This is a genomic window from Streptomyces sp. NPDC001889 (assembly GCF_053594535.1).
Map to the genome: position 1 here is coordinate 59013 of NZ_JBSFER010000008.1, position 25528 is coordinate 84540.

Below are 25528 nucleotides of genomic sequence, written 5' to 3' on the forward strand. Positions count from 1 at the left end.
GCTCACTCCCCATCGGGCAGGACGACGTTCAGTGCCCAGGAGACGATGGAGATGATCAGGCCGCCGAGGACCGCGGTCCAGAAGCCGTCGACATGGAAGCTGAGATCGAGCTTGTCGGCGAGCCAGGAGGTCAGCATCAGCATCAGGGCGTTGATGACCAGCGTGATCAGCCCCAGTGTGAGGATGAACAGGGGCAGGGCCAGCAGCTTGACCAGGGGCTTGACGAAGACGTTGACCAGACCGAAGAGCAGGGCGACCAGCAGCAGGGCCAGGGCCTGCTCACCGGTGCTGTCACCGCTGAGGGTGATGCCGCTGACCAGCCAGATGGCCACGGCCAGGGCCCCCGCGTTGGCGAGCGTCTTGACGAGGAAATTCAACATGTGTCTGATCGTGACAGATGTGATCGGAACGACGGCAGGGACGGACGGACGATGAAGGCATTCCGGCTGGACGAGCTGGAGGCGGAGCGGGTCGCCAACCAGGGCGCGTACCTCCAGTTCCTGCGGGAGCGGAACATGTCCGCCGGTCTCTACGCGCTCGACGCGGGAGCGCTGGACCCGCAGCGGCCGCACGGTCAGGACGAGATCTACTTCGTGGTCAGCGGTCGGGCCTCCCTGACGGTCGGCGAGGAGACGACCCAGGTCGGGCGGGGCAGTGTGGTCCATGTCGCGGCCGGGGTGCCGCACCGGTTCCACCACATCACCGAGGATCTGCGGGTGCTGGTGGTCTTCTCGCCGCCGGAGGGCTGACGGGCCCGCGCCCGGGCGCCCCGGCGGCGGGCACGTCAGCCCCCCGGCGGCCCGCCGCCAGGGCCGCGGGTCCCGCTCGCGGACCGCGGGTCCCGGCCTCGGACCGCGGGTCCCGGTCTTGAAGCGGAGGGCGACGCTCCTGATTCCCTAGGGGTCCGGTCAGGGGAGAGCAAGGGCTCGCGGCGCCCCGTTCCCGGTGCCGTCCGCCTAGCATCGGGAACACGATCAGCGAAGCCGGATCGATCCCGGGGAAAGAGGCAGTGTGATGGCAGCGAAGGAAATCCTTGCCGGAATGCCGTGGTGGGTGAAGTGGGTCGCGGTGCCGCTCGTCGTCCTCGTCGTGTTCGGCGGTCTGATCACGAGTGTGGTCGGGTTTGTGATCGGCCTGCTCTTCAAGGTGCTGATGGCCGTCGCCCTGATAGCCGGACTCGTCTTTGTCGTACGGAAGTTCATGGCCTCATCGAACTCGCGAGGGGATTGGTAACCGCTCGCGGTACACCTGTTAACCCGCCCGAGGGAACACCCGTTGGATACCAGCTCCATCCGGCGGGGTGGCCGTTACATTGGCAAGCCGCCGCCCGGCCCCTGGGAGTCCGCCATCGGAGACCTCCCGGGAGCGCCGGCGCGGCGGGCACGCGGGGGCGGCCCCCGCGGGCGGGCGATGCGTCCGTCACCATGCCGGGGGTGACCTTTGGCCAGAGGTACCAGCGCCACTGCCCCGACCCTGATCGGTTCGGTGCAGCGGGCCCTGCGGCTGCTGGAGGCCGCGGCCTGTCATCCGGACGGGGCGCCCGCCAAACAGCTCGCCCGGGAAGCGGGTATTCCCCTTCCCACCGCCTACCATCTGCTGCGCACCCTGGCCCATGACGACTATCTCCGCCGCGAGCACGGCGTCTTCGTCCTGGGCGGCGCCGTCGGCGCACTGCTGACCGGCGAGTCCGTGCAGAATCGTCGCGGCAGAGTCGAAGAGGCCCTGGCGTACTGGCGGGACGCCATCGGCGCACCGGTCTACCTCGCGCGCTACCGCGCCGGTGAGATCGAGATCGTCGCCTGCGCCGACTCTCCCGCCACCCCGGCGGTCGAGGAGTGGGCCGATCTCCGCGAGACCGCGCACGCCCACGCCATCGGCCAGTGTCTGCTGAGCCGGCTCGACCCCGCGTCCCGGCGCGACCATCTCGACCGCCACCCCGTCGTGCCCCTCACGCGCCACTCGGCCGGGGACCGCCGCACCCTGCTGAGGCGGCTCGACTCCCTGGAGCGGTTCGACTCCGCGGGACGGCCGCGGCCGGTGGTGGAGCGCCAGGAGTACACGCTCGGTACGGTCTGCGCCGCCGTCCCGATCGCCGCGGGCGCCGACCCCGTCGCGATGGCCATTTCCCTCCCCCTCCACCAGGAGGAGCGATTACTCCCCGCGATCGAGCAACTGCGCGACGGGGTGGGAGGGTTGCTGGGCGCCCTCACCCTCTCTATCAGTATCTGAAGAATCACCGCTTGTAGTCCTCTAGCGCTTCAAGCACGATTGCGGCAAGAGGCCGGGAGGATCATTCCTGGCCGTTTTCGACAGATCTTCAGCAGCCGTCCTTCACTGCGGGGTGTACACGATGCGCGAGTCGGTCCAGGCCGAGGTCCTGATGAGCTTTCTCGTCTCCGAGGAGCTCGCCTTCCGGGTGCCGGTGGAGCTCCGGTACGAGGCGGAGGACCCGTACGCCGTGCGGATGACCTTCCATCTGCCCGGCGACGCGCCTGTGACCTGGGCCTTCGGTCGCGATCTGCTGCTGGGCGGACTGCTCGGGCCGAGCGGTGAGGGCGATGTCCACATCGCGCCCACCGGTCCGGACGAGCAGTCCGACATCGGCATCCGGCTCCAGGTCTGCGGCGACCGCGCGCTGTTCCTGGTGAGCGTGGCCCCGATGGTGGCCTTTCTCGACCGGACCGACCGGCTGGTGCCCCTCGGACAGGAGCGGTCCTACGGCGACTTCGAGGGCGATCTCGACCGGGCGCTCACGGGCATCCTCGCCGGCTGACCCGGCTGACCCGGCTGACCCGGCGGGCCTCGGGCCACCGCGCCACCACGCCTCCGGACACCGCGCCCCCGCGGCCCCGCACCGGCTGAGCCCCCTGCCGGGCCGCGCCGCCGGCCCGGCCGGGACGAGCGGAACGCGCCCCCTGCGCCGCGGCTACTTCTTCCGCCGGCGGCCCTTGCCGCCGAGCCCCGGCAGCCCGCCCTGCCGCCCTCCGCCCGGCCGCGCCCCGCTCGTGCCGGCCCCCGCCGTGGAACCCGCCGGTCCGGTCGGCGGTCCGGCCGGCGGACCCACCGTGGAGCCCGCGGGGGAGCGCGTCGGAGATCCCTGCCCGGAGCCCGCCGGAGTGCCGGCCGGGGAGCCGCCCGGCCGGTCGGCGGAGACCACGAGCGCCGCGAGCGCGGTGGTCACCGGCACCGAGGCGACCAGCCCGATCGACCCGACGAGGGTCCGTACGATCTCCTCCGCCACCACCTCGCTGTTGGCCACCGTCCCCACCCCGCTCTGGGCGATCGAGAACAGCAGCAGCAGCGGCAGCGCGGCACCCGCGTACGCCAGTACGAGGGTGTTGACCACCGAGGCGATATGGTCCCGGCCGATTCTGATGGCGGCCCGGTACAGCGCCCGGGGGCCCATCGTCGGGTCCGCCTGGCGCAGCTCCCACACGGCCGAGGTCTGGGTCACCGTCACATCGTCGAGCACTCCGAGCGAGCCGATGATGACACCGGCCAGCAGCAGACCGCTCATATCGATCTCCGGATAGAGGCCGTGGATCAGACCGGTGTTGTCGTCGGTGTTGCCCGACAGACTCGCCCAGTCGATGAAGAGCGAACCCAGCAGCCCGATCAGCAGCAGCGAGATCAGGGTGCCGAGGACCGCCACCGAGGTGCGGGCGGTCAGCCCGTGGCACATGTAGAGCGCGATCAGCATGATGGCGCTCGCCCCGACCACCGCGACGATCAGCGGGTTGGAGCCCTCCAGGATCGCGGGGAGGATGAAGAGGGTGAGCACGGCGAAGGAGGCGGCCAGCGCGATCAGCGCCATCACCCCGCGCATCCGTCCCACCAGCACCACGGCCAGGGCGAAGATCCCGGCCAGCAGGGCCATCGGAAGCGTACGGTCCACATCGATCACCGAGTACTGGAGCTCGCGTGGCGCGTCGGGGGCGTAGGCCACCACCACCTCCTGCCCCTGCTTCAGCTGCCGGGAGGCGTCCGGCTGGACGATCTCGGTGAAGGTCCGGCCCGTCTGCTTGCCGCTGGTGACCTCGATCCGGGCCTTCTTGCACTCGCCCTGGGCGGAGTTGACGGCCTCGCGCCCCTGGGGGGTGCTGGTGTCCCCGGTCGGCGGCACCCGGCCGGCGTTCACCGTCTTGCAGTCCACCCGTTCCACGGCGGTCACCCTCGCCTGCTCGGTCTGCCGGTCGAAGCCGACACCGGTGCGTTCATGGCCGGGCGCCGACCCGGGCCAGAGCACCGCGAGACCCACCACGACCGCGGCGGCGAAAGGAATCAGCACGGCGGCGATGACCCGGCGCAGATGCCGGGAGACGGGCGCGGCCGGGCCATGGCTGTGGCTGTGCCCGTGCCCGTGGTGCGGGTCGGCAGGAGATGAGGTCACCGACCGATCATCGCAAGAACGGGCGGGGGCCTCTGTTCAGCACGCCAGAAAGGACGCTAGCGTGGTGCCACCTTTGCACACGCGGGAGCTCGGAGCACCGGGCTGAGAGGGCGCTGAACTCCGTACGGGCCGACCACCGGCCCACGCCGGTACACCGGCTGCGGACATCGCTGCGTCGACCGCCGAACCTGTTACCGGGTAATGCCGGCGTAGGGAGTAGGTCTCATGACCGTTCAGGATGCACGCACGCCTGCCGTCGACCAGTCCACCGGGGGCGGCGAGCGCACACCGGGCTGGCACAAGGGGTACGTCGAGGGCTCCCGCCCCGACCTCCGGGTGCCGGTCCGCCAGGTGCACCTCACCAATGGCACGGATGTGACGCTGTACGACACCTCCGGCCCGTACACCGACCCCGCCACCGAGACCGATGTACGCCGCGGCCTGGCGCCGCTGCGGGAGAACTGGATCATCGGCCGGGGTGACACCGAGGAGTACGCGGGCCGTCCGGTCCGCCCCGAGGACGACGGCATCAAGCACACCTCGCCGCGCGGCGGGCTGAAGAACCTGGACGCGGTCTTCCCCGGGCGCCCGCGCCAGCCCCGCCGGGGCCGGAACGGGCAGGCGGTGACCCAACTGGCGTACGCCCGCCGGGGCGAGATCACCCCGGAGATGGAGTACGTCGCCATCCGGGAGAACGTGGCTCCCGAGGTGGTGCGGGAGGAGATCGCGGCGGGCCGTGCCGTGCTGCCGGCCAACGTGAACCACCCGGAGATCGAGCCGATGATCATCGGCAAGCGGTTCCTGGTCAAGGTCAACGCCAACATCGGCAACTCCGCCGTGACCTCCTCCATCGAGGAGGAGGTCGAGAAGATGACCTGGGCGACGCGCTGGGGCGCCGACACGGTCATGGACCTGTCGACGGGCCGCAATATCCACACCACCCGGGAGTGGGTGCTGCGCAACTCCCCCGTCCCGATCGGCACGGTGCCGCTCTACCAGGCTCTGGAGAAGGTCGACGGCCGGGCCGAGGAGCTGACCTGGGACGTCTACAAGGACACGGTCATCGAGCAGGCCGAGCAGGGCGTCGACTACATGACGGTCCACGCGGGTGTGCTGCTGCGGTACGTGCCGCTGACGGCGCGCCGCAAGACCGGCATCGTCTCGCGCGGCGGCTCGATCATGGCGGCGTGGTGTCTGGCGCACCACAAGGAATCGTTTCTGTACGAGAACTTCGAGGAGCTCTGCGAGATCCTCGCCGCGTACGACGTCACCTACTCGCTCGGGGACGGGCTGCGGCCCGGTTCGATCGCGGACGCCAACGACGAGGCGCAGTTCGCCGAGTTGACGACGCTCGGGGAACTCAACCGGATCGCCAAGCGTTTCCAGGTGCAGACGATGATCGAAGGTCCCGGTCACGTCCCGATGCACAAGATCAAGGAGAACATCGACCTCCAGCAGGAGATCTGCGAGGAGGCGCCGTTCTACACGCTCGGCCCGCTCACGACGGATGTGGCGCCCGCGTACGACCACATCACCTCCGGCATCGGGGCGGCGATGATCGCCTGGTGGGGCACGGCCATGCTCTGCTACGTCACGCCCAAGGAGCACCTGGGCCTGCCGAACCGCGACGATGTGAAGACAGGGGTCATCACCTACAAGATCGCCGCGCACGCGGCCGATCTGGCCAAGGGGCACCCGGGGGCCCAGGAGTGGGACGACGCGCTCTCCGACGCGCGGTTCGAGTTCCGGTGGGAGGACCAGTTCAATCTGGCCCTCGACCCGGACACGGCACGGGAGTTCCACGACGAGACGCTGCCGGCCGAGCCGGCGAAGACCGCGCACTTCTGCTCGATGTGCGGTCCGAAGTTCTGCAGCATGAAGATCTCCCAGGACATCAGGAGGCAGCACGGCGGCACCCAGGAGGAGATCGAGGAGGGGATGAACGGGAAGTCCCGGGAGTTCGCCGAGGCGGGCAACCGGGTGTATCTGCCGATCGCGGAGTGAGCGCGGCCGTGCCGCCACGCCGGCGCCTCCGGGGTGCCGGCGGGCGGGGTCACTCGGGCCGGCGCTCGGGGCCGCCGAAGTCGGGACTGGTGAAGTCCGGGCTGGTGAAAGTGGGCCGCTGGTCCGGTGACGAGCCGTCGCGCGGGCTGGAGAACTCCGGCCCGCTGTAGCCGATCTTCGGGATACGGCTCACCGGGTGCGGCGGTGCCGAGGACATCGGGTCGGCGCTGGGGTCCGACAGCGCCGCCCGCAGAAACGGCAGGATGCCGCGCTCCAGCAGGGCGTGCCGCCAGGCGTCCTTCGCGCGGGCCAGTTCGTCGGGGAGCCGGTCGATCGCCTCCTCGGCGGGCAGTTGGGTGGAGCTGTTGCGCAGGGCGGTGCGCAGCAGGGCGACCGCGGCGAAGAGCATGGCCGCCGCGGTGAGCGCCGTGAAGAACCAGCCGGCGGTGACCAGGGGCGTCGCGATGGAGGGCGGTGGATCGAGCATCCTCAGCAGATAGCCGATGAGCAGGAATATCAGTGCGGCCGTTCCGGCGAGCACCGGCGCGAGCACGGCGATCACGGCGGAGAGACCGGCGCCGGTCCCGGCCGGGTCGCCGGTGACCGTGCCGTGTGCGGTTCCGGGGGCCGTGTCCGGGGGCGCGGGAGAGCGCGACTCCTCGCGGATACGGGTGTAGTGCTCGTACTCGGCGGCGGCGGCGCTGGTGATCAGTGTCGTCGCGTTCAGGGCCATGGTGCGCAGCTGTGTGGGGTTCAGCCGCTGCCCCACGGCCGCGAGGTCCGGTCGGTCCTGGGCGGTGCGCAGCGCCTCGTCGAGGACCCGCTCGAATTCGGCGCGGTCCTCGGTCAGCAGGTGCGGAGCGCTTTTCATGTGCATCCCCCGATGCTCCGTCGGGCCGGATCGCCCGGGTGCGACCGGGCGATGGGGCGGCAACGGAGGAGAGCCTGCTACGGATAAGCCGATGGTAGGGCCGGGACGGCACGAGGTGACAGGGGATTCGGGGAATTCGGGGGCGGCGGATTGGTCAGTTGGGGAGGGGCAGTTGCACGACCAGGAGTTTTCCGGCCATGGTCACACCGCCGTCCATGGCGATGGCCAGTCCGTCCGCGTAGACGTGCGGACCCTCGACGGTCGGGCGTTCGCGCTCCCCGCCCTCGCCGTCCTCCGTGCCGACCTCTCCCAGCAGATAGGGGATGGGGCTGTGGCCGTGGACGACGCGGTGGCCGCCGTAGGTGGTGAGCAGTTCCCGCACGGCCCGGGGGCCGGCCTCGTCGCGGAAGGCGAAGCGCTTGGTCAGCTTGCGGAAGAGGTCCCAGCACTCGTCGGCGTCATTGCGGGTGAGGATCTCGTGGACGGTCTCGTTGACGTCCTCGATGGTGGAGCCGTATTCGAGATAGGCGGTGGTGTCGGAGTGGAGCAGCAGATGCCGGTCCTCCTCGACCACCGCGTCCAGCCGGGCCATCCACTGGAGGTGGACGTCCTGGAGCCGGTCCATGTCGGACTTCTGGCCGCCGTTGAGCAGCCAGGCCGCCTGGAAGGTCGCCGTTCCGGCACCGGAGTTGACCGGGGTGTCCCCGAATCTCCTGGCGCCGAGGAGGAGGAGTTCGTGGTTGCCCATGAGGGCCTTGCAGTAGCCGCCGGCCGCAGCGGCCTCGGCGGAGAGCCGCATCACCAGATCGATCACCCCGATGCCGTCGGGACCCCGGTCGGTGAAGTCGCCGAGGAACCAGAGACGGGCGTTGCCGGCGGCCCAGCGGCCCTCGGCGTCGATCAGGCCCTGGGCCGTGAGGGCGGCGACCAGCTCGTCGAGATAGCCGTGCACATCGCCGACGACATAGAGCGGGCCCGGGCCGTCGGGCACGGGTGAGGTGTCCGGCGCGCCGTGCGGCTGGAGGGCGTCGGCGCCCTGGCGGCCGATCACCGGAAGGTCGCGCTCCGTGGGGGTGTACCCCTCGGGCACCTCGTCCTCCGGCACGGCGTTGCCGGGATGGCCCAGGGCCTCGGGGCGGGCGGGGGCCGGGGGAGCCGGATGGCCCATGGCCTCGGGCGTCTGCGGCGACACGGGTGCCGGGGAGTCGGCGGGCACCTGCGACTGAACGGGCACCTGCGCATACGGCGGGACGCGGAAATCGCGCAATGTCGCCGTCCGCACCACGGGTCCCTGACCGGCCCCCTGAGTCATCGACCCCTCCACCACCGTCGCGCCGCCGTTCACCTCTCGGCCCAGCCTGGTCGGGGTGGTCCGCGGTGTCGTGCGCCCATCATAGGAATGAGGTCCGCGCTCTGTGACGCACCAGGGGTGGTGAATCCATCCTTACCCCTGATGCGTCGGCTGTTTCGTCCTGATTGAGGGAGGTCTAGTCCGGTGCGGGGGAACGGGGCGCGCTCACCGTGGTGCGCGGGGAGCGGCGCTGTGAGGATGTCCGGATGATCAGTTCGGTCGGTATCACCTGCTCGACCGGCCGGTCCTCGTTGATTCCCTCGATGGCGTCGATGAGGAGCTGGACGACCGCGGTGCCGATCCGGCGCGGTTTGAGCGAGAGCGTGGTGATGGGCGGTTCGGTCGTCGCGTACACGGTCGACTCGCTGCAGCACACGAGCAGGAGATCCTCGGGGACGCGCAGGCCGTACCGCCGGGCGGCGGCGAGCAGATCGGTGCCGTTGGGGTCGAAGAGCCCGTAGACGGCGTCGGGCCGGTCCGGGCGGGCGAGCAGCCGGTCGGCTGCCACGGCCCCCGCGCAGGGGTCGTGGGCGGGGTAGGACTCGTAGACCGGGTCCTGGCCCACGCGCTCGCACCAGTGGAGATAGGCGGTGGTGGACAGCCGTGTGTAGGTGTCGGTGGTGGTGCCGGTGAGCAGTCCGATGCGGCGGGCTCCGGCGTCGGCGAGATGGTCGAGCAGATCGAGTACGGCTGCTTCGTGGTCGTTGTCGACCCAGGCGGTGACCGGGAGGGTGCCGGCGGGGCGGCCGTCCGAGACGACGGGGAGCCCTTGCCGGACCAGTTCGGTGACGACTGGATCGTGGTCGGATGGATCGATGACGACCGTGCCGTCGAGGGCGACATTCGACCAGACGTCGTGACGGGAGGTGGCGGGGAGAATCACCAGCGCATAGCCGCGCGCCAGCGCGGCCGAGGTCGCGGCCCTCGCCATTTCGGCGAAGTAGGCGAACTCGGTGAAGGTGAAAGGTTCATCCCCGTACGTCGTCACGGTCAGGCCGATGAGCCCCGACTTTCCGGTACGGAGGGTGCGGGCCGCGGCCGATGGGCGATAGCCCAGTCGGTCGGCGACCTCGCGGACATGCCGGCGGGTGGCGTCCGGGAGCCGGCCTTTCCCGTTGAGCGCGTCGGAGACAGTCGTGATGGAGACACCGGCTGCGGCGGCGACGTCTCGGATGCCCGCCCGACCTTGCCGGCTCCCCCGGCGGGATGTGTCCGTCCGGCTCACCTGGTGCTTCCCTGCTGCTGTCATGGCGAGCCGATAGTAGGGCTCGCATGGACGGTTGGGCCGGTCGCATATGCATTCGTTGACAGGCACGTTTCTGCATGATCATAACCCATCAACTGCCTTGGAAAATAAAGGAGTTGAACGTTACATCTATGCGGTATTGGGTGTCTGGTCGCATGGTCTTGGTGAATGGAGGATGTCTCGAAGAGGTCTCAACTCACCTCTACGGGGGATGCGCGCTACGGAGTGAGCCACCGGCGTGCGCCAGGGAAACGAGCGCTCCCCCTATTCCGGCTCCGGCCGTACGCACCCGCCGCCCATCCTCATAGGGTGAGCAGCAATGGCGCCGGGACCCCGCTCCGGGGTGCCGGATTCCGAGGTGTACGGACGGTCGAGGAGGACCTGCGGTGAGCGAGACGAGCCCCAAGCTGCGCGCCGAACTGGACGGCATCCCCACCTACAAGCCGGGCCGGCCCGCCGCGGCCGGGGGTCCGGCCGCGTACAAGCTCTCATCCAATGAGAACCCCTACCCGCCGCTGCCCGGGGTGATGGAGAGCACGCTCGCGGCGGCGCACTCCTTCAACCGCTACCCGGACATGGCCTGCACCGGCCTGATGAATGAGCTGGCGGATCGTTTCGGCGTGCCGGTGGGGCATCTGGCGACCGGCACGGGGTCGGTGGGGGTCGCCCAGTCGCTGCTCCAGGCGACCTCGGGCCCGGGCGACGAGGTGATCTACGCCTGGCGGTCCTTCGAGGCGTACCCGATCATCACCCGGATCAGCGGGGCGACCCCGGTGCAGGTGCCGCTGACGGCGGGCGAGGCGCACGATCTCGACGCGATGGCCGGGGCGATCACCGACCGGACCCGGCTGATCTTCGTCTGCAACCCCAACAACCCGACCGGGACCGTGGTCCGCCGGGCCGGGCTGGAGCGTTTTCTCGACCGGGTGCCCTCGGATGTGCTGGTGGTGCTGGACGAGGCGTACCGGGAGTTCATCCGCGACCCCGAGGTGCCCGACGGCGTGGAGATCTACCGCGAGCGCCCGAATGTGGCGGTGCTCCGCACCTTCTCCAAGGCGTACGGCCTGGCGGGGCTGCGGGTCGGCTTCGCCATCGCCCATGAGCCGGTGGCCGCCGCGCTGCGCAAGACGGCGGTGCCCTTCGGGGTGAGCCAGCTCGCCCAGGACGCGGCGGTGGCCTCGCTGCGCGCCGAGGACGAGCTGCTGGGCCGGGTCGGATCGCTGGTCGCCGAGCGGGCCCGGGTGTACGAGGGCCTGGTCAAGCAGGGGTGGACGGTTCCCGAGACCCAGGCGAACTTCGTCTGGCTGCGGCTGGGGGAGCGGACGGGGGAGTTCGCGGAGGCGTGTGAGGGGGCGGGGGTGATGGTGCGGCCCTTCCCGGGGGAGGGGGTTCGGATCACGATCGGTGAGGAAGAGGCCAACGATCTCTTCCTCCGCGCGGCGGAGACCTTCCACCGGGAAGCCCGCTAGGGAGTTTCTTTCGGATCGGGCCGGATCGGTGAGCGGGGTCCGGTGCCGTGGATCGCGGGGCGGAGGAGGGAGCCCACGCGGAGCGCCGGCGACCGACGGCAACGCGGCGGGGCGCGGTGCCGGGGTTCGCGAGCCCGGCACGATCCGAAAGAGACGACCCAGCCCCACCCCTGCGGGTGCCGCTCCGCCCGATCCGCCCTTGGAGCCCCGGCCCGGCCCGGGGGCCCCGGCTCCCGAGCCCCCTCGGAGCTGTCTCCGGGAGGCGCCCCCGGCGAGGCCGGTTGTGTTCAGCCCGTCCGGCGTTTGAGGACGGGCCCTGTGCCATGGGGGCCCGGCGCGTTGCGGCCCCGGCTCGGGGTCGGCTCTCCTGGGTCTCCCTCTGGGAGGTGCCCCGAGCCGAGGCCGGGTGTGCCGGGGTTTCCGGCGGGGGCCGGGTGTATGGATGCCGTGCCCCGGCCTGCCCGGCGAGGCCGGGTGTGTTCAGCCCGTCCGGCGTTTGAGGACGGGCCCCGTGCCACGGGAGCCCCGCACGCTGCGGCCCCGGCTCGGGGTCGGTCCGCACGCTGCGGACCCGCCCGGGGCCGGCCCCTGAGCCCCCGCGCCTCGAAAGCCGGCGAAACCGAGGCGGGCGCGCCCGGTGCTCCTCGGGCACCGGCGGGACCCCGGGGGCGCCCGAAGGCGGCAGGGAGCCTCCCGAGCAGCACCTTTTCCGGTGCCCGCACCCCCCGGGCCCCGGGGGCGATCAGCAGGCGGGCACCCTATTCCACCGCGATCCGGCCGAAGGCCACCCCCCCCGGTCATAGGTGTGGTTTTCGCATGAGCCATAATTGCTTGTGAATGTGAACGCGTTCACAAGCGTGTCCTGTTCATCCCGCGATCACTGGGATTATTCAGGCAAACTGCCGCTCGACCTCGTCGATGTAAGGAGATGACGACGTGGACTTGGCTCTGGCGCCGGAAACCTTGGCGCGCTGGCAGTTCGGCATCACCACCGTCTACCACTTCCTCTTTGTCCCGCTCACGATCTCCCTCGCAGCCCTCACCGCCGGTCTCCAGACCGCCTGGGTCCGCACCGAGAACGAGAAGTACCTCAAGGCCACGAAGTTCTGGGGCAAGCTCTTCCTGATCAACATCGCCATGGGTGTCGTCACCGGCATCGTGCAGGAGTTCCAGTTCGGCATGAACTGGTCCGACTACTCCCGCTTCGTCGGCGACATCTTCGGCGCCCCGCTCGCCTTCGAGGCCCTGATCGCCTTCTTCTTCGAGTCCACCTTCATCGGTCTGTGGATCTTCGGCTGGGACAAGCTGCCGAAGAAGATCCATCTGGCCTGTATCTGGATGGTCTCGATCGGCACCATCTGCTCCGCGTACTTCATCCTGGCGGCCAACTCCTGGATGCAGCACCCGGTGGGCTACCGCATCAACGAGGAGCGCGGACGCGCCGAGCTGACCGACTTCGGCCGAGTCCTCACCCAGGACACCGCTGTCGCCCAGTTCTTCCACACCATCACCGCCGCCTTCCTGGTCGGTGGCGCGTTCATGGTCGGCATCGCCGCCTACCACCTGGCGCGCAAGAAGCACATCCCCGTGATGCGGACCTCGCTGAGGCTCGGTCTCGTCACCCTGATCCTCTCCGGACTCCTCACCGCCATCAGCGGCGATGTGCTCGGCAAGGTCATGTTCCGGCAGCAGCCGATGAAGATGGCCGCCGCCGAGGCCCTGTGGGACGGCGAGGCGCCCGCACCCTTCTCGATCTTCGCCTACGGCGATGTCGACGAGGGCCACAACAAGGTCGCCATAGAGATCCCGGGCGTGCTGTCCTTCCTCGCCAACGGCGACTTCGACTCCTATGTCCCCGGTATCAACGACATCAACAAGGCCGAACAGGAGAAGTACGGACCGGGTGACTACCGGCCCAATATCCCGGTCGCCTACTGGGGCTTCCGCTGGATGATCGGCTTCGGCATGGCATCCGTGACCATCGGAGTGCTGGGGCTCTGGCTCACCAGGAAGAGGTTCCTGCTCCCGTCCGCGCTGCGGACCGGCGAGGACGAGGTGCCGCATCTGGTGCTCTTCCGGAAGCCACTGGGGCCCCGCTTCAGCAGGTGGTACTGGATGGTCGCGCTCTGGACCATGACCTTCCCGCTGATCGCCACCTCCTGGGGCTGGATCTTCACCGAGATGGGCCGGCAGCCCTGGGTGGTCTACGGAGTGCTGCGCACCAAGGACGCGGTCTCCCCCGGTGTCTCCCAGGGCGAGGTCCTGACCTCGATGATCATCTTCACCGCCCTCTACGCGGTGCTCGCCGTCATCGAGTTCAAGCTGATGGTCAAGTACGCGAAGGCGGGACCGCCCGAGCTGACCGAAGCGGACCTCAACCCGCCCACCAAGATCGGCGGCGACGACCGTGACGCCGACCGTCCGATGGCCTTCTCGTACTGAGGCCCTGAGGAGCTGCTGAGTCATGGAACTCCACGACGTCTGGTTTGTGCTGATCGCCGTCCTGTGGATCGGATACTTCTTCCTCGAAGGGTTCGACTTCGGGGTCGGCGTCCTCACCAAACTGCTCGCCCGCGACCGCAAGGAGCGGCGGGTACTGATCAACACCATCGGGCCCGTCTGGGACGGCAACGAGGTCTGGCTGCTCTCCGCGGGCGGTGCCACCTTCGCCGCCTTCCCCGACTGGTACGCCACCCTCTTCTCCGGCTTCTACCTCCCGCTGCTGCTGATCCTGATCTGTCTGATCGTGCGCGGGGTGTCCTTCGAGTACCGCCACAAGCGGCCGGAGGACCAGTGGCAGACCAACTGGGAGAACGCGATCTTCTGGACCTCGCTTCTCCCGGCCTTCCTCTGGGGCGTGGCCTTCGGCAACATCGTCCGCGGTGTGAAGATCGACGCGCAGAAGGAGTACGTCGGCAATGTCTTCGATCTCCTCAACCCCTACTCGCTCCTCGGCGGACTGGTCACGCTGACGCTCTTCACCTTCCACGGCACGGTCTTCGTCGCCCTGAAGACGGTGGGGGACATCCGCACCCGGGCCCGTGCGCTGGCGCTCAGGCTCGGACTGCTCACGGCCGGACTGGCGCTCGTCTTCCTGCTCTGGACCCAGGTCATGCGCGGGGGCGGTGCCAGCTTCGTCGCGATGGTCATCGCGGTGGTGTCACTGGTGGCCGCCATCGTGGCGAACCAGGCGGGGCGCGAGGGCTGGTCGTTCGCCTTCTCCGGACTGACGATCATCGCCGCTGTCGGGATGCTCTTCCTGACGCTCTTCCCGAACGTCATGCCGTCCTCGCTCAATGACGCCTGGAACCTCACGGTCACCAACGCGTCGTCCACCCCGTACACCCTGAAGATCATGACGTGGTGCGCCGGTATCGCCACCCCGCTCGTGCTCGTCTACCAGGGCTGGACGTACTGGGTGTTCCGCAAGCGGATCGGTACGCAGCACATCGCCGACGCCCACTGACCCGCTCCCAGCGATCATGCACACCGGCCGCGCCATCGGCCCCATCGGTCCCATCGGCAGGGGATGTTTCACGTGAAACCGATCGACTTGCGTCTGCTCCGGTACGCCCGGGCCACCCGGGGCTTCCTGCTCGCGGTGGTGCTTCTCGGACTCGCCGGGGCGGCGCTGGTCGTCGCCCAGGCGATGCTGATCGCCGAGACCGTGGTGGGAGCCTTCGAGAAGGGTCTGACCGCCTCCGAGCTGACGACCCCGCTGGTCCTGCTGGCGGCGGTCGCCGTCGGCAGGGCGGCGGTCTCCTGGCTGACCGAGCTGGCCGCCCACCGGGCCGGCGCGGCCGTCAAGTCCGAGCTGAGGGAGCGGCTGCTGGTCCGCGCCGCCGAACTCGGACCCGGCTTTCTGAGCCGGCAGCGCACCGGTTCGCTGGTCGCCCTCGCCACCCGGGGCATCGACGCCCTGGACGACTACTTCGCGCGCTATCTGCCCCAGCTCGGTCTCGCGGTCGTGGTGCCGGTGGCCGTGCTGGCGCGCATCGTCACCGAGGACTGGGTCTCCGCCGCGATCATCGTGGTGACGCTGCCGCTGATCCCCGTCTTCATGGTGCTCATCGGCTGGGCCACCCAGAACCGGATGGACCGCCAGTGGCGGCTGCTCTCCCGGCTCTCGGGCCACTTCCTGGATGTGGTCGCCGGGCTGCCCACCCTCAAGGTCTTCGGCCGCGCCAAGGCGCAGGCCGAGTCGATCCGCTCCATCACCTCGGAGTACCGGCGGGCCACCGTGCGCACCCTCCGGATCGCCTTCATCTCCTCCTTCGCGCTGGAGCTGCTCTCCACTCTCTCCGTCGCCCTGGTCGCCGTCACCATCGGCATGCGGCTGGTCCACGGCGACATGGACCTCTACACCGGTCTGGTGATCCTGATCCTGGCCCCCGAGGCGTATCTGCCGATCCGGATGGTGGGGACGCAGTACCACGCGGCGGCCGAGGGGCTGGCGGCGGCCGAGGAGATCTTCACGGTCCTGGAGACCGAGCCGCGCGCCGGCGGCACCCAGCAGGTGCCGACCGTTCCGCGCCTGGAGCTGGAGTCGGTGACCGTCCGGCACACCGGACGCTCCGAACCCTCGCTGGACGCGGCCTCGCTCACCGTGGAGCCGGGGGAGACCGTCGCCCTCGTCGGGCCCAGCGGGATCGGGAAGTCCACCCTCCTCGACGTACTGCTGGGCTTCGCCGAGCCGGCCGAGGGCCGGGTGCGGATCGGCGGCGTCGATCTCCGCCGGCTCGACCGGGACCGCTGGCACGAGCAGATCGCCTGGGTGCCCCAGCGGCCCTATCTCTTCGCCGGGACGGTCGCCGAGAACGTACGGCTGGCCCGGCCCGACGCCGACGACGCCGCTCTGGCGGACGCGCTGCGGGACGCCGGGGCGTACGACTTCGTCAGCGCGCTCCCGCAGGGGGCGAGGACCCCGCTCGGCGAGGACGGCGCCGGGCTCTCCGCCGGTCAGCGGCAGCGGCTCGCGCTGGCCAGGGCGTTTCTCGCCGACCGTCCGGTGGTGCTGCTCGACGAGCCGACGGCCGCCCTGGACGGCGAGACCGAGGCCGGTCTCGTCGAGGCGGTGCGGCGGCTGACCCGGGGGCGGACCGTGCTGCTGGTGGTCCACCGCCCCGCCCTGCTCGCCGTGGCGGACCGGGTGGTCACCCTCACCCGCCGCCCCGCCTCCGTACCGGAGCCGCGCCGGTCCGCCACCGCCGCGAGCGGCCCCGGCGACCCGCTCCAGCCGGCCTCGGCGGCGGTGCCGGTGGACGAGGAGCTGTACGCCTTCACCAGCGCCGGCGGGTCCAGCGGGCCCACCGAGCCCGCGCTGACCCGCGTACGGAACGCCGCCCGGAAGCAGCGGGCGCGGTTCCGGCTGGGACTGTTCCTCGGCAGCCTCGCCCTGGGCTCGGCCGTGGGGCTCATGGCCGTCTCCGGCTATCTCATCTCCCGCGCCTCCGAGCAGCCGCCCGTGCTCTATCTGATGATGGCCGTGACGGCGACCCGCGCCTTCGGCATCGGCCGCGCCGTCTTCCGCTACGCCGAACGGCTGGTCTCCCACGACGCCGTGCTGCGGATGCTCGCCGATCTGCGGGTCGCGGTCTACCGCCGGCTGGAGCGGATCGCCCCCGCCGGGCTGCGCAGGAGCAGGCGTGGCGATCTGCTCTCCCGGCTGGTCGCGGATGTGGACGCCCTCCAGGACTACTGGCTGCGCTGGCTGCTCCCCGTCGGCGCCGCCATCGCCGTGAGCGCCGCCTCGATCGGCTTCACCGTCTGGCTGCTGCCCGAGGCCGGGGCGGTGCTCGCCGCCGGACTGCTGGCCGCGGGCCTCGCGGTTCCGCTGCTCAGCGGCGCGGTCGCCCGCCGGGCCGAGCGACAGCTCGCCCCGGCGCGCGGGGTGCTCTCCACCCGGCTGGTGGATCTGCTGCGCGGTACGGCGGAGCTGACCGTCGCCGGAGCGCTGGCCCGGCGTCTCGACGGCGCCCGGGATGCCGACCGCCGGCTGACCGCCATCGCCTCCCGCACCGCCGCCGCCACCGCGCTCGGCAGCGGACTCACCGCGCTCGCCTGCGGGCTGACCGTGGTCCTCGCCACGCTCGCCGGGGTACGGGCGGTGGCCGATGGACGGCTCGACGGAGTCCTGCTCGCCGTGGTCGTGCTCACCCCGCTCGCCGCCTTCGAGGCGGTCACCGCCCTGCCGCTGGCCGTGCAGTACCGGCAGCGGGTCAAGCGCAGTGCCGAGCGGGTGTACGAGGTGCTGGACGCACCCGTCCCCGTAGAGGAGCCGGAGCGGCCGGCCGCACCTCCCGCGTCGGCGTTCCCGCTCCGGGTGCGGGGGCTGCGGGCGCGGTATCCGGAAGGGGAGCGCGACGCACTCGCCGGGCTCGATCTGACCCTCACGGCGGGCAGCCGGGTCGCCGTCGTCGGCACCTCCGGCTCCGGCAAGACCACTCTCGCGCAGGTCCTGCTCCGCTTCCTGGACGCCCGGGCGGGCAGCTACACCCTCGGCGGAACGGACGCCGGAGCGCTGGACGGGGACGAGGTCCGCCGGCTGGTCGGGCTCTGTGCTCAGGACGCCCATCTGTTCGACAGTTCCGTACGGGAGAACCTCAAGCTCGCCCGTACCGACGCGACCGAGGACGAGCTGCGCCGGGTCCTCGCGGAAGCCCGGCTGCTGGAGTGGGTCGACGAGCTGCCCGACGGGCTGGACACCCTGGTCGGCGAGCACGGTGCCCAGCTCTCCGGCGGGCAGCGGCAGCGGCTGGCCCTGGCCCGGGCGCTGCTCGCGGACTTCCCGGTGCTGGTCCTGGACGAGCCCGCCGAGCACCTCGATCTGGCGACCGCCGACGCCCTCACCGCCGACCTGCTGGCGGCCACCGAGAGCCGTACGGCGCGGGGCGCGGCCACCGTGCTGATCACGCACCGGCTGCGCGGGCTCGACGCCGTGGACGAGATCGTCGTACTGGAGGACGGGCGGGCCGTGCAGCGCGGGACCTATGCGGAGCTGGCGCGGGTGGACGGGCCGCTGCGGCGGATGGTGGAGCGGGAGCGGGAAGCGGACCGGCTCGGGGAGCGGCTCGCGCGGGCCGCCGGCTGACCGGCTCCCGGCCCCGGGAGGACGGACGGTGCGGCCTCCCGGGGCCGGGAGGCCGGGCCGCCCGGTTCGAACAGCCGGTCATGGGCGGGTCGGCCGACTTTCCTCCCCAAATGGGAATTACTAGGCTCACGGACATGACCGTGCCCGAACCGAAGGACCCGAGCGGTCCACGGGAGCCGTTCGACGCCGTGACCTCGGCGGCGCGCAGCCTCCAGGGCCTGTCCACCGATCTCACCGCACGGGTGCCGCAGCTCCTGGAGGCCATGCGCTCCGTCGGGACCGGGCTGGAGCTGCACTCCACCCTCGACCGGATCTGCGAGACCGCCGCCGAGCTGGCCGGCGCCCGCTACGCCGCGATCGGGGTCGTGGACGAGGAGGGCCGAGGGCTCGCCGACTTTGTGACCCATGGTGTCGGCGAGGACGTGGCGCGGCGGATCGGCCGCCGGCCCGACGGACACCGGGGCCTGCTCGGCGCGCTGATCCACGATCCCGCGCCCCTCCGGCTCGCGGATCTGACCTCCGATCCGCGTTTCGCCGGATTCCCTCCGGGCCATCCCTCGATGCGGACCTTCCTCGGTGTGCCCATCCGGGTCCAGGGGGAGATCTTCGGCAATCTCTATCTGGCGGAGAAGGCCGATGGCGCGTTCAACGACTACGACCTCCACATGGTGCGGGTGCTCGCCACGGAGGCCGGGATCGCCATCGGCAACGCCCGGCTCTACGAGGCCGCCCGCCAGCGTGAGCGCTGGATCGACGGGTCGGTCGCCGTGACCACCGCCCTGCTCTCGGGCGGTGACGCCGACGACGCCCTGACCGTCGTCGCCGAGCAGGCCCGCCGACTCGCCGACTCCGCCGCCGGAGTGGTGATGCTGCCCGCCGCGGACGGCGGCCTCGAAATCGTCGCCGTCGCCTCCGACCTCCCCGTCAGCGATCTGATGGGGATGGTCGTTCCCGCCGAGAGCCCGGTGGCCACCCGGCTGCTCGCCGGGGAGGCGGTGTTCGTCGCGGACGCGGCCACCGACGCGCGTCTGGTCACGAGGTCGGCGGATCGGTACGGCCCGAGCATGATGCTGCCGCTGCACAGCGGCGGCCGGGTGCTGGGCGCGCTCGCCACCCCCCGGGCCCGTGGCGCGCGTCAGTTCAGCGAGGCGGAACGGACCCTGGCCACCCAGTTCGCCTCCCAGGCCGCGCTGGCGCTGATCATGGCCGAGGCACAGCGGGACCGGGAGCGGCTCGCGGTGTACGAGGACCGCGACCGCATCGCCCGCGATCTGCACGATCTGGTGATCCAGCGGCTCTTCGCCACCGGGATGATGCTGGAGGGCGCCCAGCGCAAGTCGGTCACCCCGGCGGTGCAGGACGGGGTCGGCAAGGCCGTGGACGAGCTGGACGTGACCATCCAGGAGATCCGTACGGCGATCTTCGCCTTGCAGCAGGGCCCGGCGGAGGCGCCGTCCGGGCTGCGCACCCGCGTACTGCGGGAGATCAACATGGCGGCCGTGCCGCTCGGTTTCAAGCCCGGGCACCGGTTCGCCGGGCCGGTGGACTCCCTTGTCGGCGAGCTGACCGGGAAGAATCTGATCGCCGCGCTGCGGGAGGCGCTCTCCAACGCCTTCCGGCACGCCCGCGCGTCCCGGATCGAGGTCGTGGTGGACGCGACGGTGCGGCTGCCCGACGGTTCCGGCGGGGTGCGGCTGACGGTCGCCGACGACGGGGTGGGCATCGCGCCCGGCGGCCGGCGCAGCGGGCTGCGGAACCTCGCCCGGCGCGCCGAGTCGCTCGGCGGTTCGAGCGTCTGCGGCCCGGGGATCGGCGAGGGCGGGCAGGGGACGACGGTGAGCTGGGAGGCCCCGCTGTAGTGGCGGGCCGGGGCGGAAGCGGCCGGCCGTCGTGGCGGCGGGGCCGTGCGCGTGGTCAGTGGTTCCGGAGGGCGGGGAGGTCGCGGAGGATCTCCTCGATGACGACCGCGACACCGTCGTCGTTGTTGGCGTCGGTCCGGCCGGAGGCGGCGGCGAGCACGGCGGGGTGGGCGTTGCCCATCGCGTACGAGGTGCCCGCCCAGGTCAGCATCTCGACATCGTTGGGCATGTCGCCGAAGGCGACGACCTCGTCCGCCGAGATACCGCGCTCGGCGCAGCAGAGCGCCAGGGTGCTGGCCTTGCTCACACCCAGGCCGCTGATCTCCAGCAGGGACGAGGGGCTGGAGCGGGTGATCGAGCAGAGCGTCCCGGCGGCGGCGCGGGCCAGGGCGAGAAACGCGTCGGGCTCCAGCTCGGAGTGGTGGGCGAGCAGCTTGAGCACCGGGCTGCCGGTGCCCGGGGACTCCTCGTGGAGCAGCTTCTCGGCGACCGCGACGATCGAGCCGGGGTCGTGGGACTGCTGGCGGGGGTAGTCCGGCTCGTTGTGGAAGCCCACGGTCGTCTCGATCCCGAACGTGGTGCCCGGGGCGGCAGCCCGCAGGGCCTCGACGACCCGGAGTGCGGTCTCCCGCCCGATGTCGTGGACCTTCAGCACCCGTCCGTTGTCGTGCAGGTCGACCACGGCGGCACCGTTGGCGCAGATGGCCAGGCCGTGGCCGTGGACATGGGCGCTGACGACGCTCATCCAGCGGGCCGGACGGCCGGTGACGAAGAAGACCTCTATACCGGCTTCCTCGGCCGCGGCGAGGGCGGCGACGGTGCGCTGGGAGACCGTTTTGTCGTCCCGCAGCAGCGTGCCGTCCAGGTCGGTGGCGATCAGCCGGGGGACTGCGGCCACGGGCGAGGGATCGGTAGCTGAGGTCACCGGTCCATTCTCCCGTACGCGTCGTACGTGCGTGCGTGCGGGAGGGCGCACGGACGGGCCGCCGGTTTTCCCCGGCCCGGGTCGGTCCGCCCCGCCCGCGTACCCTCGGGCCCATGCGACTGAGCACCGTGATCCTTCCTGTCCGCAGCTGGCTCCACGGGGGCCGTGACGAGTGGCTCCGCGCGGAGCAGCTCGGCTTCCACACCGCGTACACCTATGACCATCTGTCGTGGCGCACTTTCCGCGACGGTCCCTGGTACGGGGCGCTCCCGACCCTCACGGCCGCCGCCGGGGCGACGGAGCGGATGCGGCTGGGGACTCTGGTCACCTCGCCGAACTTCCGCCATCCGGTGACCCTGGCCAAGGAGCTGATCTCGCTGGACGATCTGTCGGGCGGCCGGGTCACGCTCGGGATCGGGGCCGGCGGCACGGGGTTCGACGCGACGGTGCTGGGGCAGGAGGCGTGGACGCCGAAGGAGCGGGCCGACCGGTTCGGCGAGTTCCTCCCGCTGCTGGACCGGCTGCTGACCGAACCCTCGGTCACCAGCGAGGGGGCGTTCTACTCGGCGGTCGAGGCGCGCAATGTCCCCGGCTGTGTGCAGCGGCCCCGGCTGCCCTTCGCGGTCGCGGGGAACGGCCCGCGCGGGATGCGGCTCGCGGCCGAGTACGGGCAGGCGTGGGTGACCACCGGAGATCCGGCGATCTTTGAGACGGGTACGCCGGAGGATTCCGTGGAGGCGCTCCGCGAGCAGCTCTCCCGGCTGGGCAAGGCGTGTGCCCAGGCCGGGCGGGAGGAGGAGCCGGAGAAGATCCTGCTCACGGGCTTCACGCCGGACCGGGACGCTCCGATGCGGTCGCTGGACGCCTTTGTGGACTTCGCGGGCCGCCACTTCGAGCTGGGCTTCACCGAGCTGGCGATCCACGCCCCGATCCCGGACTCGGACTTCGCCGCCGACCGGACGGTCTTCGAGCGGATCGCGACGGAGGCCCTCGCCCAGCTCACCGGCTGAGCCGGGCCGGACCCGAGGCACCGGCCCCCCGGCCCGGGCCCCGGCCCCGGATGGGTCGGCCCCGGAGGGGTCGGTTCCCGGCCCCGGTCCGGAGCCGGCCCCGGTAGGCCGGGCAGTCGCACGGGCGGCTCCGGAGGGCCGGCCGGCTCCTCCCGGGCGTATCCGCTTCTTTTCAGGAGATCGGAGTGGACCGGCGCGACCCGCCCGGCCCGGCCCCGCCGTCGCCGAGATTTTCCTGTCCCCCAGGTTTGCTCCACAGACAACTCGGGTTATCCACAGGCGCCTTGGCGATTCTGTGGACAACAGCCTTGCGAATTAACCGCTTTGATCAAAGAAGTTCCCTTCATTGGTATTTGGGGCAAGGGCGTCCAAAGTCCTGCTCTGTAGCTCGCGTTCGGTGGCCGCTGTGATGAAACGGGCCGTGTTCTCCCCGCCAACCAGGGCCTCCACGGCCCGTACCGTCTCCGGCGGCAGACGCACCGGGCGGGTCTCCCCGGCCGGTACGGGGCCCTCCTCCGCCGACAGGCTTCTGCGGAGGTGCCGGGTGGCGAAGGTCCGCATGGCCCGGGCCAGTTCGGCGTCGACGGTCTGCTGGGCGAGCGGGCGCAGCCGCCGCACCAGGGCCGCCGCCTCGACCGCGTCCTCCTCCGTCGGAGGGCGGTGTCCGAGGAGACGGTCGAAGACATGCTCGGTGGTGAACTCCAGGAAACGGGCCGCGATGTGCTCCACCTGGCCGCGAACCTCCCGCAGATGCACCGAGATCGCCTTCAGCGGCACCCCCGCCGCGTGCAACTCGGCCGCCACCGCCAGCTCCTGGGGACTCGGCACCAGGAACTCGTCGTCCCGCCCCGGGACGGCCTCCAGCACCCCCAGCTCCACCGCGTCCGCCACGGCGTCGTCGTCGGCGGTGCCGCCGAACGCCTCCGCCAGCTCCGGACGGGTGATCCGGGCCGTCTCCTCGTCCGTCCACGGGCCGTGGACCTCGGCCACCAGGCCGAGCACCCCGCCGAGACCCCGCCCGGCGTCCCACGCCTCCAGCAGCTCCCTGATGGACGCCAGGGTGTAGCCCCGGTCGAGCAGCCCGGCGATCTGCCGCAGCCGCGCCAGATGGGCCGAGCCGTAGACATTGGACCGGCCGCGCCGCTCCGGCTTCGGCAGCAGCCCTCGGTCCTGGTAGGCGCGGATCGTGCGGACCGTGGCGCCGCTGCGGTGGGCCAGATCCTCGATGCGGTACTCGATCCGGGGCTCCGCCCCCTTCCCGGCCGGGCTCACAGCGGAGGGTCCAGCCGGGCGACGGCCCGCAGAGCCTTCGGCGCGAACCGGGACAGCAGCCGGGCGACCCGGGCCTCCGGGGTCACCGGCACCACCGCCCGGTCGCGCACCACCGCGCGCAGAACGGCGTCCGCGACCTTCTCCGGGGGGTAGTCGCGCCGGCTGTAGAGCCGGGCGGCCCGCTCGCGCAGCCGGCTCTCCTCCGCCGCGTCGACCCCGACGAAACGGGCGGTGGCCGCGATATTGGTATTGACCAGCCCCGGACAGATCGCCGAGACCCCGATCTCCCGCCCCGCCAGCTCGGCCCGCAGACATTCGCTGAGCATCAGCACCGCGGCCTTCGACGCGCTGTACGCGGGCAGGCCCTTGGTCGGCTGGAAGGCGGCCGCCGACGCGATGTTGACGATATGGCCGCCCTGACCGCGCTCCGCCATCTGCCGGCCGAAGAGCCGGCAGCCGTGGATCACACCCCACAGATTGACGTCGAGAACCCTCCTCCACTCCTCGACACCGGTCTCCAGCAGCGGCCCGGACACCCCGATGCCCGCGTTGTTGACCAGGACATCGACCACTCCGTACGTGTCGGCGACCCTGGCCGCGAGCTTCTCCATCGCCTCCGCGTCACCGACGTCCACCACCTCGGCCCAGGCGTCGGGCGCACCCCTGAGACGGGCCGCGCCGACCGTCGCCGCCGCTCCCTCCGCGTTCCGGTCCACGGCCACGATCCGCGCCCCGGCCCCGGCGAACGCGAGCGCCGTGGCCCGGCCGATACCGCTGGCCGCGCCCGTCACCAGGACCAGCCGGCCGCCGAACCGCTCGCCGTACACCCCTGGTGCCGCGGCCGGCCGCCGGGCCGCCGACCCGCCCTCCGCGGCATCGGCGAACCCGCCGATCCAGTCGGCGAGCTGGTCGGGCCGGGTGCGCGGCGCCCAGTGGCGGGCGGCCAGGGTGCGCCGGGTCAGCTCCGGCACCCACCGCTCCAGGTCGTCGTGGAGCCGCTCGGAGAGGAAGGCGTCCCTCGTCGGAGTGATGAGCTGGACCGGGACATGGGCGTGCGCGTCCGCGCGGGGACGGGACAGCCGGGCGCGGACATTGTCGCGGTAGAGCCAGGCCCCGTGCACGGCGTCCCGCGGCAGCGACGCCGTCGGGTAGTCGCCCCTGTCCACCTTCTCCAGCCGCTCCAGCGCCCTCGGCCACCGCCGGCCCAGCGGTCCGCGCCAGGCCAGCTCGGGCAGGACCGGGGTGTGCAGCATCAGGACGTACCACGATCTGATGCCCTGGCCGAGGAGCTGGGCCGCGCGGCGGGGGGTCGGCCGGGCAGCCCGCGCTCTGATCCAGTGTCCGAAGTGGTCCAGGGACGGGCCGGAGACCGAGGTGAACGAGGCGATCCGCCCCCGGGTCCGCCGCACCGTGACGAACTCCCAGGACTGCACCGAGCCCCAGTCGTGGCCCACCAGATGCACCGGGCGGTCCGGGCTCACCGCGTCGGCGACCGCGAGGAAGTCGTCCGTCAGCTTCTCCAGCGTGAAGCCGCCGCGCAGGGGCCTCGGCGCGGAGGACCGGCCATGGCCCCGGACGTCGTACAGCACCACATGGAAACGGCCGGCCAGCCGCCCGGCCACCTCGGACCAGACCTCCTTGCTGTCCGGATAGCCGTGGACGAGTATCACCGTGGGCCGCGCGGGGTCGCCCAGTTCGGCGACACACAGCTCGATACCGCCCGTACGCACCCAGCGCTCCCGCGCTCCCCGCACACCCACGTGATCTCCCGCCACCGGAACCCCGGTGACCCCACCGGGAGTTCATCCACCACCGCCGAGATTCGCCGGGCCCCTCCCCTGGCCCGCGGTCGTGCGCAGTACGCAGCCGTAACGTGACACAGATGAATGTGACAATCCCCGGCGGCTGCGTCAAGAGCCGGTCCCCGCCCTGGGGAAAACCCTCCCGCCCGGGTCTCACGCCCCTAGGGGGAGTACCTCTGGAGTCGGAGACCGATCCAGCCGTCCAGACTGACGCCCCGCGCGCGGGGCGCCACTACCGT

General features: G+C 71.5%; 19 protein-coding genes. 11 read left to right on the top strand and 8 right to left on the bottom strand.

What is annotated here, in order from left to right:
• Window positions 1-2: 2 nt before the first annotated feature.
• Window positions 3-380, bottom strand: a complete 378-nt coding sequence (locus tag ACWCRA_RS10595; RefSeq protein WP_351545089.1) for a phage holin family protein — start codon at window positions 378-380, stop codon at window positions 3-5.
• 51 nt (window positions 381-431) lie between these two features.
• On the opposite strand from ACWCRA_RS10595, the gene ACWCRA_RS10600 reads away from it, so the two are divergent.
• The 4 genes from ACWCRA_RS10600 (at window position 432) to ACWCRA_RS10615 (ending at window position 2773) form a co-directional block, all read left to right on the top strand.
• Window positions 432-749, top strand: coding sequence for a cupin domain-containing protein (locus tag ACWCRA_RS10600; protein WP_351545170.1), 318 nt, complete (start codon window positions 432-434; stop codon window positions 747-749).
• A gap of 265 nt (window positions 750-1014) precedes the next feature.
• A complete protein-coding gene (locus tag ACWCRA_RS10605) occupies window positions 1015-1233 on the top strand; it encodes a DUF5326 family protein (RefSeq protein ID WP_351545086.1) in 219 nt (72 codons plus the stop codon).
• Between the two features lie 207 nt (window positions 1234-1440).
• Entirely contained in the window at window positions 1441-2229 is a 789-nt protein-coding gene (locus ACWCRA_RS10610; protein ID WP_451067246.1) for an IclR family transcriptional regulator, read from the top strand.
• 121 nt (window positions 2230-2350) lie between these two features.
• Window positions 2351-2773: an SsgA family sporulation/cell division regulator gene (locus ACWCRA_RS10615; protein WP_451067247.1), complete on the top strand. Its 423-nt coding sequence runs from the start codon at window positions 2351-2353 to the stop codon at window positions 2771-2773.
• Between the two features lie 153 nt (window positions 2774-2926).
• Here ACWCRA_RS10615 and ACWCRA_RS10620 read toward each other — a convergent pair whose 3' ends face one another.
• Window positions 2927-4390: a YibE/F family protein gene (locus tag ACWCRA_RS10620; protein WP_451067248.1), complete on the bottom strand. Its 1464-nt coding sequence runs from the start codon at window positions 4388-4390 to the stop codon at window positions 2927-2929.
• Between the two features lie 225 nt (window positions 4391-4615).
• Between ACWCRA_RS10620 and thiC the strand changes: the two genes are divergently transcribed.
• Window positions 4616-6394, top strand: a complete 1779-nt coding sequence (thiC, locus tag ACWCRA_RS10625) for a phosphomethylpyrimidine synthase ThiC (protein WP_351545074.1) — start codon at window positions 4616-4618, stop codon at window positions 6392-6394.
• A 49-nt stretch (window positions 6395-6443) separates the two neighbouring features.
• Here the strand turns inward: thiC and ACWCRA_RS10630 are convergent, their stop codons facing one another.
• The 3 genes from ACWCRA_RS10630 to ACWCRA_RS10640 all read right to left on the bottom strand — a co-directional run bounded on the left by ACWCRA_RS10630 (window position 6444) and on the right by ACWCRA_RS10640 (window position 9865).
• Entirely contained in the window at window positions 6444-7271 is an 828-nt protein-coding gene (locus tag ACWCRA_RS10630) for a hypothetical protein (RefSeq protein WP_351545072.1), read from the bottom strand.
• Window positions 7272-7419: 148 nt separating this feature from the next.
• On the bottom strand, window positions 7420-8577 hold the full coding sequence (locus tag ACWCRA_RS10635; RefSeq protein WP_351545069.1) for a metallophosphoesterase: 1158 nt from the start codon (window positions 8575-8577) through the stop codon (window positions 7420-7422).
• A 175-nt stretch (window positions 8578-8752) separates the two neighbouring features.
• Window positions 8753-9865, bottom strand: a complete 1113-nt coding sequence (locus ACWCRA_RS10640) for a LacI family DNA-binding transcriptional regulator (RefSeq protein WP_351545066.1) — start codon at window positions 9863-9865, stop codon at window positions 8753-8755.
• Between the two features lie 383 nt (window positions 9866-10248).
• Here ACWCRA_RS10640 and hisC point away from each other — a divergent pair, with 383 nt between their 5' ends.
• The 5 genes from hisC to ACWCRA_RS10665 all read left to right on the top strand — a co-directional run bounded on the left by hisC (window position 10249) and on the right by ACWCRA_RS10665 (window position 20280).
• The gene (gene hisC, locus ACWCRA_RS10645) at window positions 10249-11331 is read left to right on the top strand and encodes a histidinol-phosphate transaminase (protein WP_351545064.1); all 1083 of its coding nucleotides are present in this window, start codon (window positions 10249-10251) and stop codon (window positions 11329-11331) included.
• 936 nt (window positions 11332-12267) lie between these two features.
• Entirely contained in the window at window positions 12268-13773 is a 1506-nt protein-coding gene (locus ACWCRA_RS10650; RefSeq protein ID WP_451067249.1) for a cytochrome ubiquinol oxidase subunit I, read from the top strand.
• 22 nt (window positions 13774-13795) lie between these two features.
• Complete coding sequence (gene cydB / locus ACWCRA_RS10655; protein WP_351545059.1) at window positions 13796-14797, top strand: cytochrome d ubiquinol oxidase subunit II; 1002 nt, start codon at window positions 13796-13798, stop codon at window positions 14795-14797.
• 72 nt (window positions 14798-14869) lie between these two features.
• Complete coding sequence (cydD, locus tag ACWCRA_RS10660) at window positions 14870-18421, top strand: thiol reductant ABC exporter subunit CydD (protein ID WP_351545056.1); 3552 nt, start codon at window positions 14870-14872, stop codon at window positions 18419-18421.
• A 134-nt stretch (window positions 18422-18555) separates the two neighbouring features.
• On the top strand, window positions 18556-20280 hold the full coding sequence (locus tag ACWCRA_RS10665; RefSeq protein WP_351545053.1) for a GAF domain-containing sensor histidine kinase: 1725 nt from the start codon (window positions 18556-18558) through the stop codon (window positions 20278-20280).
• Window positions 20281-20335: 55 nt separating this feature from the next.
• On the opposite strand, the gene ACWCRA_RS10670 is transcribed toward ACWCRA_RS10665, so the two are convergent.
• Window positions 20336-21205 (bottom strand): Cof-type HAD-IIB family hydrolase, encoded by an 870-nt coding sequence (locus tag ACWCRA_RS10670; RefSeq protein WP_351545050.1) that lies wholly within the window; start codon window positions 21203-21205, stop codon window positions 20336-20338.
• 113 nt (window positions 21206-21318) lie between these two features.
• Between ACWCRA_RS10670 and ACWCRA_RS10675 the strand changes: the two genes are divergently transcribed.
• Complete coding sequence (locus tag ACWCRA_RS10675) at window positions 21319-22215, top strand: LLM class flavin-dependent oxidoreductase (protein WP_351545048.1); 897 nt, start codon at window positions 21319-21321, stop codon at window positions 22213-22215.
• Window positions 22216-22530: 315 nt separating this feature from the next.
• Here ACWCRA_RS10675 and ACWCRA_RS10680 read toward each other — a convergent pair whose 3' ends face one another.
• Window positions 22531-23487, bottom strand: coding sequence for a MerR family transcriptional regulator (locus ACWCRA_RS10680; RefSeq protein WP_451067250.1), 957 nt, complete (start codon window positions 23485-23487; stop codon window positions 22531-22533).
• Window positions 23484-25247 carry an SDR family oxidoreductase gene (locus ACWCRA_RS10685; protein WP_451067251.1) on the bottom strand — a complete coding sequence of 588 codons (1764 nt, stop codon included), beginning with the start codon at window positions 25245-25247 and terminating at the stop codon, window positions 23484-23486. Before ACWCRA_RS10685 ends, ACWCRA_RS10680 begins: the two co-directional genes overlap by 4 nt.
• Window positions 25248-25528 lie beyond the last annotated feature (281 nt).

Bases quoted from the DNA above. Each gene is read 5' to 3' on its own strand.
- thiC (WP_351545074.1), top strand. From the start codon at position 4,616: ATGACCGTTCAGGATGCACGCACGCCTGCCGTCGACCAGTCCACCGGG.
- ACWCRA_RS10665 (WP_351545053.1), top strand. From the start codon at position 18,556: ATGACCGTGCCCGAACCGAAGGACCCGAGCGGTCCACGGGAGCCGTTC.
- ACWCRA_RS10675 (WP_351545048.1), top strand. From the start codon at position 21,319: ATGCGACTGAGCACCGTGATCCTTCCTGTCCGCAGCTGGCTCCACGGG.
- ACWCRA_RS10615 (WP_451067247.1), top strand. From the start codon at position 2,351: ATGCGCGAGTCGGTCCAGGCCGAGGTCCTGATGAGCTTTCTCGTCTCC.
- cydB (WP_351545059.1), top strand. From the start codon at position 13,796: ATGGAACTCCACGACGTCTGGTTTGTGCTGATCGCCGTCCTGTGGATC.
- ACWCRA_RS10605 (WP_351545086.1), top strand. From the start codon at position 1,015: ATGGCAGCGAAGGAAATCCTTGCCGGAATGCCGTGGTGGGTGAAGTGG.
- ACWCRA_RS10635 (WP_351545069.1), bottom strand. From the start codon at position 8,577: ATGACTCAGGGGGCCGGTCAGGGACCCGTGGTGCGGACGGCGACATTG.
- ACWCRA_RS10640 (WP_351545066.1), bottom strand. From the start codon at position 9,865: ATGACAGCAGCAGGGAAGCACCAGGTGAGCCGGACGGACACATCCCGC.
- ACWCRA_RS10600 (WP_351545170.1), top strand. From the start codon at position 432: ATGAAGGCATTCCGGCTGGACGAGCTGGAGGCGGAGCGGGTCGCCAAC.
- ACWCRA_RS10595 (WP_351545089.1), bottom strand. From the start codon at position 380: ATGTTGAATTTCCTCGTCAAGACGCTCGCCAACGCGGGGGCCCTGGCC.
- ACWCRA_RS10630 (WP_351545072.1), bottom strand. From the start codon at position 7,271: ATGCACATGAAAAGCGCTCCGCACCTGCTGACCGAGGACCGCGCCGAA.